The organism is Thiomicrorhabdus aquaedulcis (assembly GCF_004001325.1).
In the GTDB taxonomy this organism is placed as follows: Bacteria; Pseudomonadota; Gammaproteobacteria; order Thiomicrospirales; family Thiomicrospiraceae; genus Thiomicrorhabdus; species Thiomicrorhabdus aquaedulcis.
This window is the reverse complement of record NZ_AP018722.1, coordinates 1439055-1453962: the sequence shown is the minus strand read 5'-3', so window position 1 is coordinate 1453962 and position 14908 is coordinate 1439055. Positions and strand designations below refer to the sequence as shown.

Annotated in this window: 13 protein-coding genes; 9 read left to right on the top strand and 4 right to left on the bottom strand. The window is 46.4% G+C overall.

Annotated features, from left to right (window positions below; all coding sequences use genetic code 11):
- Positions 1-7 precede the first annotated feature (7 nt).
- On the top strand, positions 8-4120 hold the full coding sequence (gene hrpA / locus EP181_RS06645; RefSeq protein WP_232023362.1) for an ATP-dependent RNA helicase HrpA: 4113 nt from the start codon (positions 8-10) through the stop codon (positions 4118-4120).
- Between the two features lie 158 nt (positions 4121-4278).
- Positions 4279-4851: a c-type cytochrome gene (locus tag EP181_RS12430; protein WP_232023361.1), complete on the top strand. Its 573-nt coding sequence runs from the start codon at positions 4279-4281 to the stop codon at positions 4849-4851.
- Between the two features lie 82 nt (positions 4852-4933).
- On the opposite strand, the gene EP181_RS06635 is transcribed toward EP181_RS12430, so the two are convergent.
- Entirely contained in the window at positions 4934-5245 is a 312-nt protein-coding gene (locus EP181_RS06635) for a VF530 family protein (protein ID WP_127470954.1), read from the bottom strand.
- Positions 5242-6594 (bottom strand): glycosyltransferase, encoded by a 1353-nt coding sequence (locus tag EP181_RS06630; RefSeq protein WP_127470953.1) that lies wholly within the window; start codon positions 6592-6594, stop codon positions 5242-5244. The genes EP181_RS06635 and EP181_RS06630 overlap by 4 nt, the downstream gene beginning before the upstream one ends.
- 95 nt (positions 6595-6689) lie before the next feature.
- Between EP181_RS06630 and EP181_RS06625 the strand changes: the two genes are divergently transcribed.
- From EP181_RS06625 to EP181_RS06610, 4 genes are all read left to right on the top strand, one after another.
- Positions 6690-7013, top strand: coding sequence for a hypothetical protein (locus EP181_RS06625; protein WP_232023360.1), 324 nt, complete (start codon positions 6690-6692; stop codon positions 7011-7013).
- Positions 7014-7132: 119 nt separating this feature from the next.
- A complete protein-coding gene (locus EP181_RS06620; protein WP_127470952.1) occupies positions 7133-7588 on the top strand; it encodes a hypothetical protein in 456 nt (151 codons plus the stop codon).
- A 98-nt stretch (positions 7589-7686) separates the two neighbouring features.
- Positions 7687-8985, top strand: a complete 1299-nt coding sequence (locus tag EP181_RS06615) for a GGDEF domain-containing protein (RefSeq protein ID WP_127470951.1) — start codon at positions 7687-7689, stop codon at positions 8983-8985.
- A gap of 29 nt (positions 8986-9014) precedes the next feature.
- Positions 9015-9458, top strand: coding sequence for an FKBP-type peptidyl-prolyl cis-trans isomerase (locus EP181_RS06610; RefSeq protein WP_127470950.1), 444 nt, complete (start codon positions 9015-9017; stop codon positions 9456-9458).
- A gap of 61 nt (positions 9459-9519) precedes the next feature.
- On the opposite strand, the gene EP181_RS06605 is transcribed toward EP181_RS06610, so the two are convergent.
- Complete coding sequence (locus tag EP181_RS06605) at positions 9520-9792, bottom strand: hypothetical protein (RefSeq protein ID WP_127470949.1); 273 nt, start codon at positions 9790-9792, stop codon at positions 9520-9522.
- 162 nt (positions 9793-9954) lie between these two features.
- On the opposite strand from EP181_RS06605, the gene sucC reads away from it, so the two are divergent.
- From sucC to EP181_RS06590, 3 genes are all read left to right on the top strand, one after another.
- Positions 9955-11133, top strand: coding sequence for an ADP-forming succinate--CoA ligase subunit beta (sucC, locus tag EP181_RS06600; protein ID WP_127470948.1), 1179 nt, complete (start codon positions 9955-9957; stop codon positions 11131-11133).
- A gap of 2 nt (positions 11134-11135) precedes the next feature.
- Positions 11136-12020 carry a succinate--CoA ligase subunit alpha gene (gene sucD / locus EP181_RS06595; RefSeq protein WP_127470947.1) on the top strand — a complete coding sequence of 295 codons (885 nt, stop codon included), beginning with the start codon at positions 11136-11138 and terminating at the stop codon, positions 12018-12020.
- A gap of 97 nt (positions 12021-12117) precedes the next feature.
- Positions 12118-13767 (top strand): NAD+ synthase, encoded by a 1650-nt coding sequence (locus EP181_RS06590; RefSeq protein WP_127470946.1) that lies wholly within the window; start codon positions 12118-12120, stop codon positions 13765-13767.
- A 148-nt stretch (positions 13768-13915) separates the two neighbouring features.
- Here EP181_RS06590 and EP181_RS06585 read toward each other — a convergent pair whose 3' ends face one another.
- Positions 13916-14761 (bottom strand): outer membrane protein assembly factor BamD, encoded by an 846-nt coding sequence (locus tag EP181_RS06585; protein WP_127470945.1) that lies wholly within the window; start codon positions 14759-14761, stop codon positions 13916-13918.
- Positions 14762-14908 lie beyond the last annotated feature (147 nt).

Here is a 14908-nt window from a genome sequence, read left to right as displayed (position 1 = left end):
GTCAACTATGCCAAATTTCTCACCCTTATTGCCAACACACTTCTTAGATTTAGAACGATTGTTTACCGACGCCACATTTCGTACCCAGCAACTGGCTATGTGTTTGTGCAAAGACCGATTTCGGCTTACGCAAGCGTTAAACAAACTCAGTTTTGCGACGTTAAAACCAACTGACCAGGCCTGGTTAGATTGGCAAGCCCGTGTGCAGGCCTCGCAAGCGGCCGCTCAACTTAATCAGCAAGCGATTCCTAGCATTACCTACGACGACGCTCTGCCGGTGGCAGCCAAAAGAGATGAATTAATGGCGCTCATACGCCAGCACCAAGTGGTGGTGATTGCCGGTGAAACGGGTTCGGGAAAAACCACGCAGATTCCTAAAATTTGTTTAGAAGCGGGGCGCGGCGTGTTTGGCCGCATTGGCTGTACCCAGCCACGCCGTTTGGCGGCACGCAGTGTGTCCGAGCGCATTGCGCAAGAGCTGGGTTCAAACGTGGGCGAGTTGGTGGGGTATCAGGTGCGCTTTATGGATCAGGTGCACGCGCAAAGCGTCATTAAGGTGATGACCGACGGAATTTTGTTGGCCGAGGTGCAAAACGACCGTTACCTAAGCCAATACGACACCATTATTATTGACGAGGCGCACGAACGCAGCATTAACATCGACTTTTTACTGGGTATTTTAAAACAGCTGTTGCCCAAACGCCCTGACTTAAAAGTCATTATTACCTCGGCCACCATTGATACCCAGCGTTTTGCCGAACATTTTACCTTTAATGGTGTGCGCCCGCCGGTGGTTGAAGTGTCGGGGCGCACCTATCCGGTTGAGCTGCGTTATCGCCCCTTGTCCAGCTTTGAGGACGACGGCGGTAATTTGATAGAACAAGAGATAAGCGACGGTATTTTAAGCGCGTTAGAAGAGTTGTCGCATTCTGACCCGTTTGGCGATGTGCTGGTGTTTCAGGTGGGCGAGCGCGATATTAAAGAAACCGCCGAAGCGTTGCGTAAAGCGCAGTTAAAAAACACCGAAATTGTGCCGTTGTACGCCCGTTTGTCGATGAATGAGCAGCAAAAGGTGTTTCAAACCTCACAAAAACGCCGCGTTATTTTAAGCACCAACGTGGCCGAAACCTCGCTGACTGTGCCGGGCATTAAATATGTGATTGACCCAGGCCTGGTCAGAATCAGCCGTTACAGCGTGCGCAATAAAATTCAGCGTCTGCCGGTCGAAAAAATTTCTAAGGCGTCGGCCAATCAGCGTAAAGGTCGTTGCGGACGCGTGAGCGAGGGGATTTGCATTCGACTTTACAGCGAAGACGATTTTACCGCCCGCGCCGATTTTACCGATCCCGAAATTCACCGAACCTCTTTGGCGTCCATTATCTTAACCATGGCGCAACTCGATTTGGGTGAGGTAAAGCATTTTCCGTTTATTGAAGCGCCCAACGACAAATCGATTAACGACGGTTACCGCCAATTGCATGAGCTGGGCGCGTTGGACGACCAGCGACGCTTAACCCCTCAAGGTCGGCAAATCGCCAAGTTGCCGGTAGACCCAAGCATTGGCAAGATGGTAATTGAAGCGCAAAAAAACGGCGTATTGGCCGAGCTGATTGTGATTGCCGCCGCCTTAAGCATTCAAGACCCGCGCGACATCAATCAAACCACCCAACAAGCGGCGCGCATCGCTCATAAATTATTTGAAGACGAGCGTTCGGACTTTTTGTTTTATTTAAATCTTTGGCATTTTTACGAGGGGCAGCGCCGTCATTTAACCCAAGCTAAACTGCGTAAACTCTGTAAAACCAATTTTTTATCGTACATTCGCATGAAAGAGTGGCACGAACTGACCGTGCAGCTCGAACAAAACTTAAAACGCATTGGTTTAAAAGTGGGTGATTTACACCTGTTTGAAGAGATTAAACAAGACAATCAACTCAAAGAACGTTTAAGCGATTTGCACTCTCAAGCGGTACATCGCTCACTGCTGGCGGGTTTGTTGGGTAACGTGGCAATGCGCGACGACGAAAAATCCTATCTGGGCGCACGCGCCACTAAGCTGTTTATTCACCCAAGTTCGAGCCTTTACAAACGCAAACCCAAATGGATGTTGGCCGGAGAGTTGGTTGAAACCAGCAAACTGTACGCACGCAATAACGCGGTAATGGACGTAAACTGGGTCGAAAGTTTGGCCAAGCACCTTATTAAACACACCTACAGCGACGCGCACTGGCAGAAAAAAACCGGTCAAGTGGGAGCGTACGAATCCATTACGTTATACGGTTTGCCCATTGTAAATCGCCGCTTGTGCAATTACGGTCCTATTAATCCGGCTGAGGCGCACAAGTTATTTTTGCGTCACGGCTTGGCCGAGGGGCAGCTCGAAAGTCGTGCGCCGTTTTGGAAGCACAATCAAGCTTTAATTGCCGACATTGAGCGGCTTGAAAGCAAATTACGTCGCCCCGATTTTTTGGTGGACGACGATGTTTTGTACGAGTTTTATGCCCAGCGCGTTCCCAAACACATCTACAACAAGCCAGCGTTTGAAACCTGGTTAAAAACACTTGAACAGCAAAATTCGCCGCAACTAAAAGCATTGTATTTAACCCAAGCCGATTTAATGAAGCAGTCGGCCAATGCGCAGTGGTTGGCCGATTATCCCGATCAAGTGCAGATTAAAAACCAGCTTAATTTAGCGGTTAATTACCATTTTGAACCCGATAAAGCGCGCGATGGTTTGGTGTATCACCTGCCGTTATCGAGTTTAAATCGGGTGCATCAAGCCGATTTTGACTGGTTGACACCAGGCCTGCTCAAAGAGAAAACTGCTTTTTATATTAAGGCATTACCAAAACAACTTAGAAAACAGTTTATTCCCGCACCGCAGTATGCCGATTTGATATTGGCTGAGATGTCGCCGCAGAAAATGGCCGCCAATGGCCAGCCAGAACGCTATTTGCATCAGTTGGTGTGGGCGTTAAATCGTCGTGTTCATCTGGGGCATCAAAAAGTTTCTTTGCACGATGTGAGCGAGGTGGTGCTGCCCAATTATCTGCAAGCCTATTTTGTGTTAGAAGACGATAAGGGCAAACCCCTGGCTGAAGGCCAAAGTTTAGAGCGGTTAAAACAAGATTACTTGCATTTGGTTGAAGCCAAAATTAAACAACATCAACATCAGCATCAACAACGGTTAAAGCAAACACCTGCTGAGGCTGTTGAAGGCCTTGATAAAAAAGGCGCTTTAGCTTTAGCGTCAGAGCCAAAGTCTGAGTTTATAGAACGCTGGGATTTTGGTGATTTAGCCGACACCCAAAGCATTAAAAGCCAAGGTGCGTTGATGCAAGCTTACCCGGCATTGCAGTGTCAAGACGGGCGCATTAAGTTGACGTTGATGGGCGATTTGAGCGCATCGCAACACGCCCATGGTCAAGCCGTATTGGCGTTAATTGAACGCTTATTGGCCGATAAAGAGAAGTATCTGCAAAAAAAATTGCCCCTTCAAAAAGCCTGTTTGTGTTACGCCCCGTTTGGCACTTGCCAAGATTTAACCCAGCAGGTCATTGATAGAGCGTTGGCGCAATTGGTTCATCAAGCGGCGGGGCAGCCGCACAGGATTCGCACCCAAGCTGGGTTTGAGACCATGTTGGAGCAGGTACGTTTGCATTGGATTGAAACCGCTTTGATGATTAGCGCGCACGTGAACGAGATTTTTACCCTCTCGCAAATCATTGGTAAGCAGGTGCGTGGTAAGGTTAATCCGCGCTGGTTGGCTTCGGTGGCCGATATTAAGGCGCAGTTAGATGCGTTGGTCGCCAAAGATTTTGTTCGCACCGTGCCGGATGAGTGGTTTAAGCAGATTCCACGTTATTTAAAAGCGATTCAAATCCGCTTGCAAAAAATTGATTTAGACCCGAGTAAAGATCAGTTGGCGATTCGTCAGTTGATGCCGGTGTTAAACGCCTACAACGCATTGGCCAATGAGCCCGCGTATTACAATCAACCAGGCCTGGTGGAACTACGTTGGTTAATTGAAGAGTTACGAATTTCACTCTTTGCGCAACCGATGAAAACCTTAATGCCCATATCGATTGCGCGACTAGAGCAAAAACTTAAGGCCTTATAGGGATTTACAAGTTTTTACTTGAATTCGCGGGTCTTATAAAGCGTTAATGTAAGGTTAAAGTGTTATATCAGGTTGCAGGCCGCCCTAATGTGGTAAAATTTTCCATATTAAAATGCATTTTCATTTCAACGTTCATATTTTCAAATAAAGGAAAAAACATGACATTACACACTCTTTTTACTAAAACCGCTCCTAAAGTGGTTACCATGGCGGTGTTAAGCACAGCGTTATTATTAAGTGCTTGTTCGGACGATAAAACAGAACCGGCTCAAACCGGTGCTAATAATGCAATGGACGTAAAGCAACCTGTGCCAGAAAGCGCTAAAGTCGAATCGTTGCAACAAGAGCCAGCAAGTCGCAGTGACGTTAACGCCGAGATTAAAGAAGCCGCTAAGGAAATGGTTGAAGATGTTAAGGTAGAAGCCAAAGAGATGGTTTCAGAGGCTGAAGAGGTCGTTAAAGAGGTTAAAGCTGAAGCTAAAGAGATGGTTGCATCTGCGTCTGGCGCAAGTGATTATGCAACGTGTGTAGGTTGTCACGGTGCGAACGCGGAAGGCGGTGTGGGTCCACGTTTAAACAACCAGCCTATTGCCGACATTGTTGCCAAGCTTGAAAAATACAAAGCGGGTGAGCAAGTAGGTCCAATGACTGGAATGATGGCACCGATGGCGGCTGGTTTAAGCACCGCTACTATGGAGTCCATTGCACAATACGTGGTCACACTTAAATAAACCTTAGTAGAATTAATTTTCTCTAAAAGTGCAATGCAAAAAATGCGCCCCAACTTTGGGGCGTTTTTGTTTGTGCTGATTATTATTCTGCGGGGTTTATAACGGTCGTTGTAGCGGTTGTTGTAACTGGCTGACAGTGCCCCCAGTTTTTGCTGGCCTTAATGTAAAGTTCTTCGACTTTAGTGCGCGCCCAAGGGGTTTTACGCAAAAACTTGAGCGTGGATTGCACGCTGGGTTCAAAGCTAAAACAGCGTATAGGAATGCGTAATGCGAGTTCTTCCCAACCGTAATTGGCGTGCAGTTGCGTGACAATTTCTTTTAAGGTAATGCCGTGCAATGGGTCTTTACTTGAATGGTCTTTGCTTTTAATGGAATCGGGTAAGGGCGGGTTCATAAAATAGCCTGTTGTATTGGGTTGATGGGTGCATTGGCTTGTGCCAGTTGATTTTTAACCTCAATCCACTGCGCCATGTATTGCGTGCTTTTGTGGTGATGATGATTGAGTACGCTGCCCATAAAATTAGATGAGCGATGAGCATCCAGTTGTTGGTTGATGCGCTTGAGTGTGTCAAAAAGACTGGATATTTCGGGGCGTGGCATTTGATAGCGCTGCGCTACGGTATCAAACCCAACGGTTTGTGCACTTAACCAGGCCTGGTCATCTTGATGCAGCTGTACCGCCAAACGCGCAAACGCCTCATCGTTGTTGGCAATGTGACCAGGCCAGGTGGTAAGCAGCATCGATTCAGCGCCAATCGAGGTGGTGACACTGGGCGTGCCGCACAACATCGCTTCGGCTAATTTACCTTTAATGCCTGCGCCAAACCGCAAAGGCGCTAAACACACGCGCGCTTGGCTTAATGCGGCAAATGCATCATCGACCCAGCCTTTAACGTAAAACCCTTGTTTTGGGTTGTGCAGTTCGGTGGCTTTTTTGGGTGGATACGCACCATAAATGAAACATTCAGCTTGGGGGAGTTGCTTGCGAATGTGCGGCCAAATTTGCTGCTTGAGCCACAGCACCGCGTCCCAATTTGGGGCGTGTCTAAAATTGCCAATGCTTACAAAGCCAATGCGTTGCGCAAACGTTGGCACCCAAGCAGCGGGTAATCCACCAGCATCTTGCTCGTATAAAAAGGGCAGGTAATGCAGGTGCGTTATGGGCACGTTAAAGTGATTTACCAGCAGATCCATTTCAAATTCAGAAATCATCAAGGTTAAATCGCTTCTAAAAATAGCGGCTATTTCACGTTTGGCCAAGTCGGTTTGCTGCAACTTTGCTTTAAGCACAGCCACGTCGTGCAAAGCAATTTCATCAAGTGTGCAAGCGCCGTTGCTTTTGGACGACGTTAAATAGCTTTTAACCAACTGCTGGCGCACCTCGCGCAAGCAGTGTAAGTCTTCGGTATTAAGAATGCGTAGCGCATTGGGGGCGTATTGAGCAACGCGCCAACCAAATTGCTCTTCCATCATAAAACGATCAAACAGCACTAGGTTGGGTTGTAATGCTGCAATAAACAGGTCAAAGCTGGAATGGTTGAGCTCAATATTGTATTCTTGTACCCCCAGGCTTGTAAGGTCGGCTTTGTGTTCCCCTAATTTGGCTGGGCTGGCAAAATGCACGCCGTAACCGTGGGTTAAAAACTGCTTAATTAATTGCAGCATCCGCGTGCCGGCCGCCGATGAGTTGGGTTCGGGCCAGACATAACCAATAATGAGCAACGTGGGCGTGACACAAGACATAAATTTAAGATTCTATAATTTGCAAGCTGAACATTATAGGGGAATTAGCTGCTGGGCACCTCTATTTACGTGTTTTAAAAAAGGACACCACTCACATGAAAATAACAAATGTAAATGCGATACAGCGCACGGTTCTATTGGCTTGTTTGGGGGCGATTACCGTATTTGCCACTGGGTGTGAAAAAGTCGCTAACAGTGCTAAAAATCTACAATCTGATTGGGTGGGCTTAGACCGTACGGTTGAGTTGTACAGTTGTCAAACCGGTAAACTGCTCAAGGTTTATAAAGGCGATGTACGTCTAAACCCAGAGGATCAGTACGGCGTGTCTTTGCTGGTAAACGGCAAAAAACTCCAAACCAATTTGTGTTACGTTATTTCTGAAATTGGCATTAAAGAAGAACCCATCAGTGCCAATTAACCACGCGACTCAGCCGTACATCGATCGCGCAAAGGCCATTCGTAAATAAAATTTTGTAAAAGCGGCATATTTGTTATGATTTGTCGTTTAAATTTATAGCCAATAAAAGCAGAGAAAATATGCATCAAAGTGTTCGTTCTTTTAAGACAATCTGGCGTCAACCAGGCCTGCTGAGTGTTGCCGGTGCGCTTTTATTAACCGCAGGGCTGTCGGGTTGTTCTACGTTTAGCGATGGGGTTGATTCGGTTGGCCGTGGTATTCAAGCCGCTGGTGACGCCTTGGTGGGGGTTACGGGTCACGTTAAAGTGGAGCAGGTGGATGAAACCCATTTTCGCCTAACCGAACAGTTTCATGAGCCTATTACCACCTTTGACAGTCTAGCAATGCGCTCTAAAGCCAAGCAGGCCTGTCCAAAAGGTTATGTTTATGAGTCACGCAAAGCGTATCGAGCGGGCGAATTTGCGACATCGCATAACCAATGCGAAACCACGCAGGCGTGTGGTTATGAGCTAGAGTGGCGCATTATGTGCGACGACGTGCCTTACGAACCCTTTACCTTGTTTGGAAAAACCTAATTTTTGAAAACAGGTTGGTTTTAAGGCAAACCGATATTGGCAATCTTAAGTTTTTTAAGCAGTTCTTCGTTCAGCCAGGCCTCACAAAGTGAGAAAACATGATTAAACACTACAGTTGGCTTCTCTTGCTAAGCGGTTTTGCTCTTTGGCAAGTTGTACTTTTAACGCCTCAAACACCGTGGTTTGGTCTGTTGTCTTATACGCCGTATGTATTAGGTGTTTTTGTGCTGTTTATTAGCATCTGGTTTAACCGCGCGCAACCCTTGTGGCTTATGTTTAGCATCGTGTTGTTAAATGGGGTGCTGGACATTTTTGTGCCGGGGCAGGCGCAAAGTTTGTCAAGTGAAATACTCTTGCCGGTGCTGATGGTGCTGTTGCCGCTTAATGTTTTGGTCTGGTTAAGTTTGCCCGAAAAAGGCCTATACAATGTTGGCATGAACATCACTGTTGGCGGGCTTTTTTTGGCGCAAGTTGTGGGCGTTTATTGGGTGTTAAATACGTTGCCCTTTGAATTAATTGCGGTAATCTCGGCTCCCATTATTCAATCCACTCAAGGTGTTATTAACTTAACCTTTGTGGGGGCGATAAGCTTTTTACTAACCGGGTTTTTATTGTCTTTAAAGCTGAGGCGTTCGCAACCGGTAAAGGTGTTAAATCACACGGCGCTGGTGGTGTTGTTGCTGTTGGCTCTTGCGTTAAACCAATTTTACCAACCTGGGCAACTGGCATTGCTGTCGAGCGTGGCGGCGTTAATGATTTTACTGGCCCTTATCTTTGATGCTCACCATATCGCCTATGTGGATGAATTAACGGGCTTAAAAAGCCGGCGCGCGTTGTTTGAGTCGTTTATGGGGTTGGGCAAACAGTACGCTATTGCGATGGTCGACATTGACCATTTTAAACGCTTTAACGACACCTACGGCCACGATGTGGGCGATGAAGTCTTAAAGCGTGTCGCGCATGGATTGGCTACAGTAAAGGGTGCTAAAGTCTATCGTTATGGCGGTGAGGAATTTACCGTGGTCTTTAAAGGCAAACATGTGGCCATGGCCGAAGCCGAAATGAACCGCTTACGTGAAGCGTTAGAGCAAGCACCACTCGAGTTTATGAGTCAAGAAGAGTATGTCACCACTCAAGTAACGATGAGCGTGGGGATTGCTTTGGCTCAAAGTCATTTAAATGCCCCGCAAGCGGTGCTCAAAAAAGCCGATGAGGCGTTGTATTTAGCCAAACAATCGGGGCGAAATTTAGTGGTTGTGGACGGCATGGCACCGCAAAAACGTCGTGTTAGCGGTGCAACAAGCCTTGGGGCAAAAACCACGGCTAAAGCCGTTACAAAAACCACGCCCAGCGTAACTGAAAAAGCACCGGCTAAGTCAAGAGCACACTCTATTTAGACCCGCATTTTTGATAAAAAGGAAGTCATATGTCCGTCAAGGTTGTACAAGAAAACAGCACTCTCCAAATACGTTTTAGTCTAAGTTTATTGGACGGCACTTGGGTGGAAGGCACGCAAGGCGATGAAACATTTTTCTTTACTCTGGGCGATGGCACATTTATTCACACGTTAGAAGAGATGCTTATTGGTCTTGAGCAGGGTACGACAGCAAAATTAACCTTATCACCAGACGCTGCATTTGGCACCGCCGACGCGCAAAATGTGGTGGTCATGAATCGTGCTGATTTTGTAGAAAATAGTGAGCAAGAGCCTTTAAAAGTCGGTCAAGTGATTGGTTTTGACACGCCCACGGGTCAAGAAGTGCCAGGGCGCATTGAGTCTTTAAACGACACCGAAGTGGTGGTGGATTTTAACCACCCATTAGCCGATACAGTGGTGGTGTTTGAGGCCACTATTGTGGAGATTCTTTAAAAGATAATGGGTTGCAATCTTTAAAGGAAGGTTAGATTTTTGCCTATATTTTTTGCATATGTTATTGAACTTTTATGGCCGATTTATGAAAGTCTTGTTGATGTTTAGCGCAGCAAAATGCAAATTCATCGCCGTTTAAGGTTTCAATAATGGCCTCTTCTTCGGGCAGGTTAAGGCCGCAAACCACACAGGTGACCAGATTTTTTTGCACGTTAACCAGGCCTGGTGAGTCCAGTTCCTGGTTTTTTTTGCGAATTGCAATGACCCGATTAAGGGTAAAGCGAATGACTAAAAACGCCAGTATAACCAGCAGTAAAAATATAATTGTTCGCACAATAAAACACCTTATTATTGAAACGCATTGAAAATGCAATGCATTCATTGTCTAAAAATCATACAATAAAAGCAATTTTTATCTTTTAATTCGACCGTTTAAAAACCTTGATTTGCGTGCAATTAAGCCAACAAACAAGGCCAATTGGAGACGTTTTTTTACATGAATTTACACGAATATCAAGCCAAAGCCTTGTTTCAAGAATACGGCATTCCCACCCCAAAAGGGCAATTAATCCAGCATTTAAACGAGCTTGACGACGCGTTAGATTTTATCGCCGGTTCTCATCAAGGTTCTGCTTGGGTGGTTAAAGCACAAATTCACGCCGGTGCGCGTGGCAAAGCCGGTGGTGTAAAGTTGGTGCAATCGCGCGACGAGGCGCATCAGGTGGCCAGCCAATTATTGGGCAGTCAGTTGGCTACTATTCAAACGGCGGGTAAAAAATTACCCATTCATAGCCTGCTTATTGAAGAAAAGTTAGCTATTGAAGAAGAGTTGTATTTAAGTTTGGTGGTAGACCGTGTGTCGCGCACCCATTCGTTTGTTATTTCTGCGTCGGGCGGTATGGACATTGAGGCGGTTGCACACGATTCTCCCGAAAAGATTTTAAGCGTACACATTGATCCTACTGTGGGTGTTATGCCGTATCAGTGTCGTGAAGTGGGGTTTGCTTTAGGTTTGACAGGCACAGCGTTTAAACAGCTGGGCACATTAATGCAGCAGTTCTATCAATTGGCACTGGACAAAGACATTGCGCAAATTGAAATTAATCCACTGATTCGCACCCAAGAAAACACCCTGATTGCCTTAGACGCTAAGGTAAGCATTGATTCTAACGCGTTGTATCGTCAAGCCGACCTGGTCGCCTTACGCGACTATTCGCAAGAAGACGTTCGTGAAGCTTTGGCCTCAAAACATGAGCTTAATTACATCGCTTTGGACGGCGACATTGGCTGCATGGTAAATGGTGCTGGTTTGGCGATGGCAACCATGGATTTAATTAAATTAAACGGTGGTAATCCAGCCAACTTTTTAGACGTGGGCGGCGGAGCAACCCCTGAACGCGTTGCAGAAGCGTTTAAGTTGATTCTGTCCGATTCGGGTGTTAAGTCTATTTTAGTGAATATTTTTGGCGGCATTGTGCGCTGTGACTTAATTGCCGATGGCATTATTAAGGCAGTGCAAGAAGTGGGTTTAACGATTCCTGTTGTGGTGCGTTTAGAAGGCACTAATGTTGAATTGGGGCGCGAAAAGCTCGCACACAGTGGTTTAAGCATTATTACCGCCAGCGGCTTAGCCGATGCCGCGCGTAAGGTCGTTGAAGTGGCAGGGAACAACTAACTATGAGCATTTTAATTAATCAACACACCAAAGTGATTTGCCAAGGGTTTACCGGCAAACAAGGTAGTTTTCATTCAGAACAAGCCATGGCTTACGGCACCAAAATGGTGGGGGGTGTTACTCCAGGTAAAGGCGGGCAATTGCATTTGGGCTTGCCTGTGTTTAACACAGTGCGTGACGCGGTTGAGCAAACCGGTGCCACGGCCAGCATGATTTATGTGCCACCAGCGTTTGCTGCCGATTCCATTATTGAAGCGATTGCCGCAGGCATTAAAGTCATTACCTGCATTACCGAAGGCATTCCAGTGGCCGACATGCTTAAAGTTCGCGCGGTACTGGATAAGTCGGATGCTTATTTAATTGGCCCCAACTGCCCAGGCCTGATCACTCCAGGTCTTAATGGTACCGGGTGCAAGATTGGCATTATGCCTGGGCACATTCATCTGCCTGGCAAAATTGGTGTGGTATCACGTTCGGGCACATTAACCTATGAAGCCGTGCACCAAACCACGGGCAACGGATTAGGGCAATCGACGTGCGTGGGCATAGGTGGCGACCCAATACAGGGCATGAACTTTATTGATTGTTTAGCGTTGTTTGAGCAAGATCCGCAAACCGAAGGCATCATTATGGTCGGCGAGATTGGTGGGCAAGCCGAAGAAGACGCCGCTGAATTTATTCAAGCGCACGTCACCAAACCGGTGGTGGCCTATATTGCAGGTGTAACCGCACCGCCTGGCAAACGCATGGGGCATGCAGGTGCCATTGTCAGTGGTGGCAAGGGTACGGCTGAGGCCAAATTTGCCGCTTTAGAAGCCGCGGGTGTTACCGTTGTGCGTTCACCAGCGGATTTAGGTTCGGCCATGTTGGCGCAGTTGACGCGTTAACACATTACTAAATGAGGCTTTTGCACGAGTAAAATTGACTCATGCACAGGTCTCTAAATATATTTACGCCCCATAAGCCCCATAAAGAGAGTTTTCTATGAGCCAGTCTTCGAGCCAACCTTCTCCAACGGTTACCGTGGTCATGGCGCAAATTGATCCCGTGGTCGGCGACATTGCAGGCAACACGCAACTCGTGATTGAGTCGGCCAAGCAGGCCAAGTTACAGCACAATGCTGATATTGTGCTGTTTCCCGAAATGACTCTTACCGGTTATCCACCAGAAGATTTGTTATTACGCGGTGGCTTGTACCCACAAATTGATAGAGCTTTGTTGCAGATTTGTCAGCATGTTAATGACGTCGTGGTGGTGGTGGGTTATCCCATGCAGGATGCTTTGGGTGAGCGCTTTAATATGGCTGCGTGGATTGAAAAAGGCGCAATTCAAGCCAGTTACATGAAGCAACATCTGCCCAATTACAGTGTGTTTGACGAGCAACGGTATTTTTCGGCCGGCCATCGACCTTGTGTGGTTGAGCATAAGGGCGTTCGATTTGGGGTGTTAATTTGCGAAGACATTTGGAAATTTGCCCCCGCTACCCAAGCCAAAGAAGCGGGTGCGGATGTTCTGCTTACCTTAAACGCCTCGCCGTTTTCAGATGAAAAGCATCAAGACCGTTTAAATACTCTAACGCGTCGCGTGGCCGAAATTAACGCACCTATTTTGTATGTTAACCAAGTGGGTGGGCAAGACGAGTTGGTGTTTGACGGCGGTTCGTTTGCCATGGACGCACAGGGTATTGTTCAGGTACAAAGTCTGGAGTTTAAAACGGCGTTAACGGCGGTTAAAGTGGTTAAGTCTCAGCATGGTGTGAGCGTGTTACCAGGCCTGGTAGCCCCGTTATATGAAAGTGAAGCGCGTGTCTATCAAGCCTTAACCTTAGGCATAAAAGACTATGTGCAAAAAAATGGTTTTCCTGGTGTGTTATTGGGGTTGTCCGGAGGCATTGATTCGGCACTTACTTTAGCGCTAGCCGTTGACGCGCTTGGTGCCAATAACGTCAGTGCGGTTATGATGCCGTTTAAATATACTGCACAAATTAGCCAAGACGACGCCGCTTTACAAGCCAAAACCATGGGGGTGGACTATCAAAGTATTCCCATTGAAAACCTATTTAACAGTTTTGAAACTGCGTTGGCACCGAGTTTTATAGGGCTAGAAAACGATGTAACCGAAGAAAATTTACAAGCCAGAATTCGTGGTACTTTATTGATGGCGTTATCCAATAAAACCGGCAAAATGGTACTGGCCACCAGCAATAAAAGCGAAGTAGCGGTTGGGTATTCAACTTTATACGGCGACATGGTCGGTGGATTTTCACCGTTAAAAGACGTGCCAAAAACCTTGGTGTATCGCCTAGCGCACTATCGGAATGGGTTGTCTAACGTGATTCCCGAACGCGTGATTGAACGCGCGCCTTCCGCCGAATTGCGTCCAGATCAGGTGGATCAAGATTCACTGCCCGATTATGCTGTGTTGGATGCGATGATTAAAGCGTATGTTAGGCAGGATAAAACGCCCCAGCAGATGATTGATATGGGCTTTAATGCCGAGGAAGTTAACAAGGTGGTGCGCTTAATTGACCGTAGTGAATACAAGCGTCGCCAAGCCGCCCCTGGGGTAAAAATCACCCAACGAGCGTTTGGTAAAGACCGCCGCTATCCCATTACCAGTCGATATACTGAATAGATTGAGATTTTTTAGTTTGCTTTAACAACAAAAAAACCACTTAGAGCGGGTGCTTTAAGTGGTTTTTTATTGTGTTAATACGTGTCTCAAGGCGCGCTTAAAGGCGAGTTTAAAGACCTTAACATTAGCCTTTAATCAAAATTAGCCTTTAATCAAAAACACTGGTAATGCTCGACCACCAAGATTTTTTCTGGTTCTCAGGTTTTGGTGGGTTGGTTAAATCATCATTGTCGTTGTTTACATCCATTGGTTCCAAGCCTTTTTGGTTAAGGTCTTGTACCATGCGCACGGCGAGCATGTTATCGGTCATGCCCAATTTTTCATAAGACGCTTCCATTATTTGTAGTGCTTTATGTGTGCTTGAGGCACGCGGATAATTTTCTATGACCGATTGCGCACGATTAGCGGCGGCTAAGTAGGCTTGTTTATTGTAATAAAACTCAGCCACAAACACCTCATGTCGCGCCATTTGGTTGCTCAATACAATTAAACGTTGAGCCGATTGTGTGGCGTAAGGGGTTTGAGGAAAACGTGCCAGTACATCGTTATAAAAGGTAAATGCACGCTGGGTTGACTTAACGTCGCGGGTAGCTGGATCAGTAATGTATTTATCCAACCAACTTTTATTGACCGAGTCGGCGGCAAGCGCTTTTAAATAATAAGCGTAGGCTAATTGCGGGTGTTTAGGGTACAAGCGAACGAATTCTTCCAGTTCACGAATGGCCGACTCGGGTTCATCGTATTTGTAATACGAATAAGCCAGTTCTAAATACGATTGCTCAGCAAATTCACCATACGGAAAATAAGCTTTAAGTTTTTCGTAGTTTTGTGTGGCAGTGTCCCATTGGCCGTCCTGAAATGCTTCAGTAGCCGCGGTGTAAAACTCTTCTACGGTTTTTTCAGAATCGGGTTTTTCAATTAAAGAAGAAAGGGTTGAACACCCTTGCAAATTCAGTGTTGAGAATAATAAGATGGATAACAGCGTTTTTTTCATATTTTAGGTACAATATGCGTTATTTAAGTGACACGGATTGTATCATAATTCCCAAATTTTCAACTGCGTGCTTTGCATTTTAAAACGGTTTTGTTTTAAGGTTTTTTAAGACCTTTGTGCGGCACGCTTACTAATTGACAGCGTAAA

Bases quoted from the DNA above. Each gene is read 5' to 3' on its own strand.
- hrpA (WP_232023362.1), top strand. From the start codon at position 8: ATGCCAAATTTCTCACCCTTATTGCCAACACACTTCTTAGATTTAGAA.
- EP181_RS12430 (WP_232023361.1), top strand. From the start codon at position 4,279: ATGACATTACACACTCTTTTTACTAAAACCGCTCCTAAAGTGGTTACC.
- EP181_RS06635 (WP_127470954.1), bottom strand. From the start codon at position 5,245: ATGAACCCGCCCTTACCCGATTCCATTAAAAGCAAAGACCATTCAAGT.
- EP181_RS06630 (WP_127470953.1), bottom strand. From the start codon at position 6,594: ATGTCTTGTGTCACGCCCACGTTGCTCATTATTGGTTATGTCTGGCCC.
- EP181_RS06625 (WP_232023360.1), top strand. From the start codon at position 6,690: ATGAAAATAACAAATGTAAATGCGATACAGCGCACGGTTCTATTGGCT.
- EP181_RS06620 (WP_127470952.1), top strand. From the start codon at position 7,133: ATGCATCAAAGTGTTCGTTCTTTTAAGACAATCTGGCGTCAACCAGGC.
- EP181_RS06615 (WP_127470951.1), top strand. From the start codon at position 7,687: ATGATTAAACACTACAGTTGGCTTCTCTTGCTAAGCGGTTTTGCTCTT.
- EP181_RS06610 (WP_127470950.1), top strand. From the start codon at position 9,015: ATGTCCGTCAAGGTTGTACAAGAAAACAGCACTCTCCAAATACGTTTT.
- sucC (WP_127470948.1), top strand. From the start codon at position 9,955: ATGAATTTACACGAATATCAAGCCAAAGCCTTGTTTCAAGAATACGGC.
- sucD (WP_127470947.1), top strand. From the start codon at position 11,136: ATGAGCATTTTAATTAATCAACACACCAAAGTGATTTGCCAAGGGTTT.
- EP181_RS06590 (WP_127470946.1), top strand. From the start codon at position 12,118: ATGAGCCAGTCTTCGAGCCAACCTTCTCCAACGGTTACCGTGGTCATG.
- EP181_RS06585 (WP_127470945.1), bottom strand. From the start codon at position 14,761: ATGAAAAAAACGCTGTTATCCATCTTATTATTCTCAACACTGAATTTG.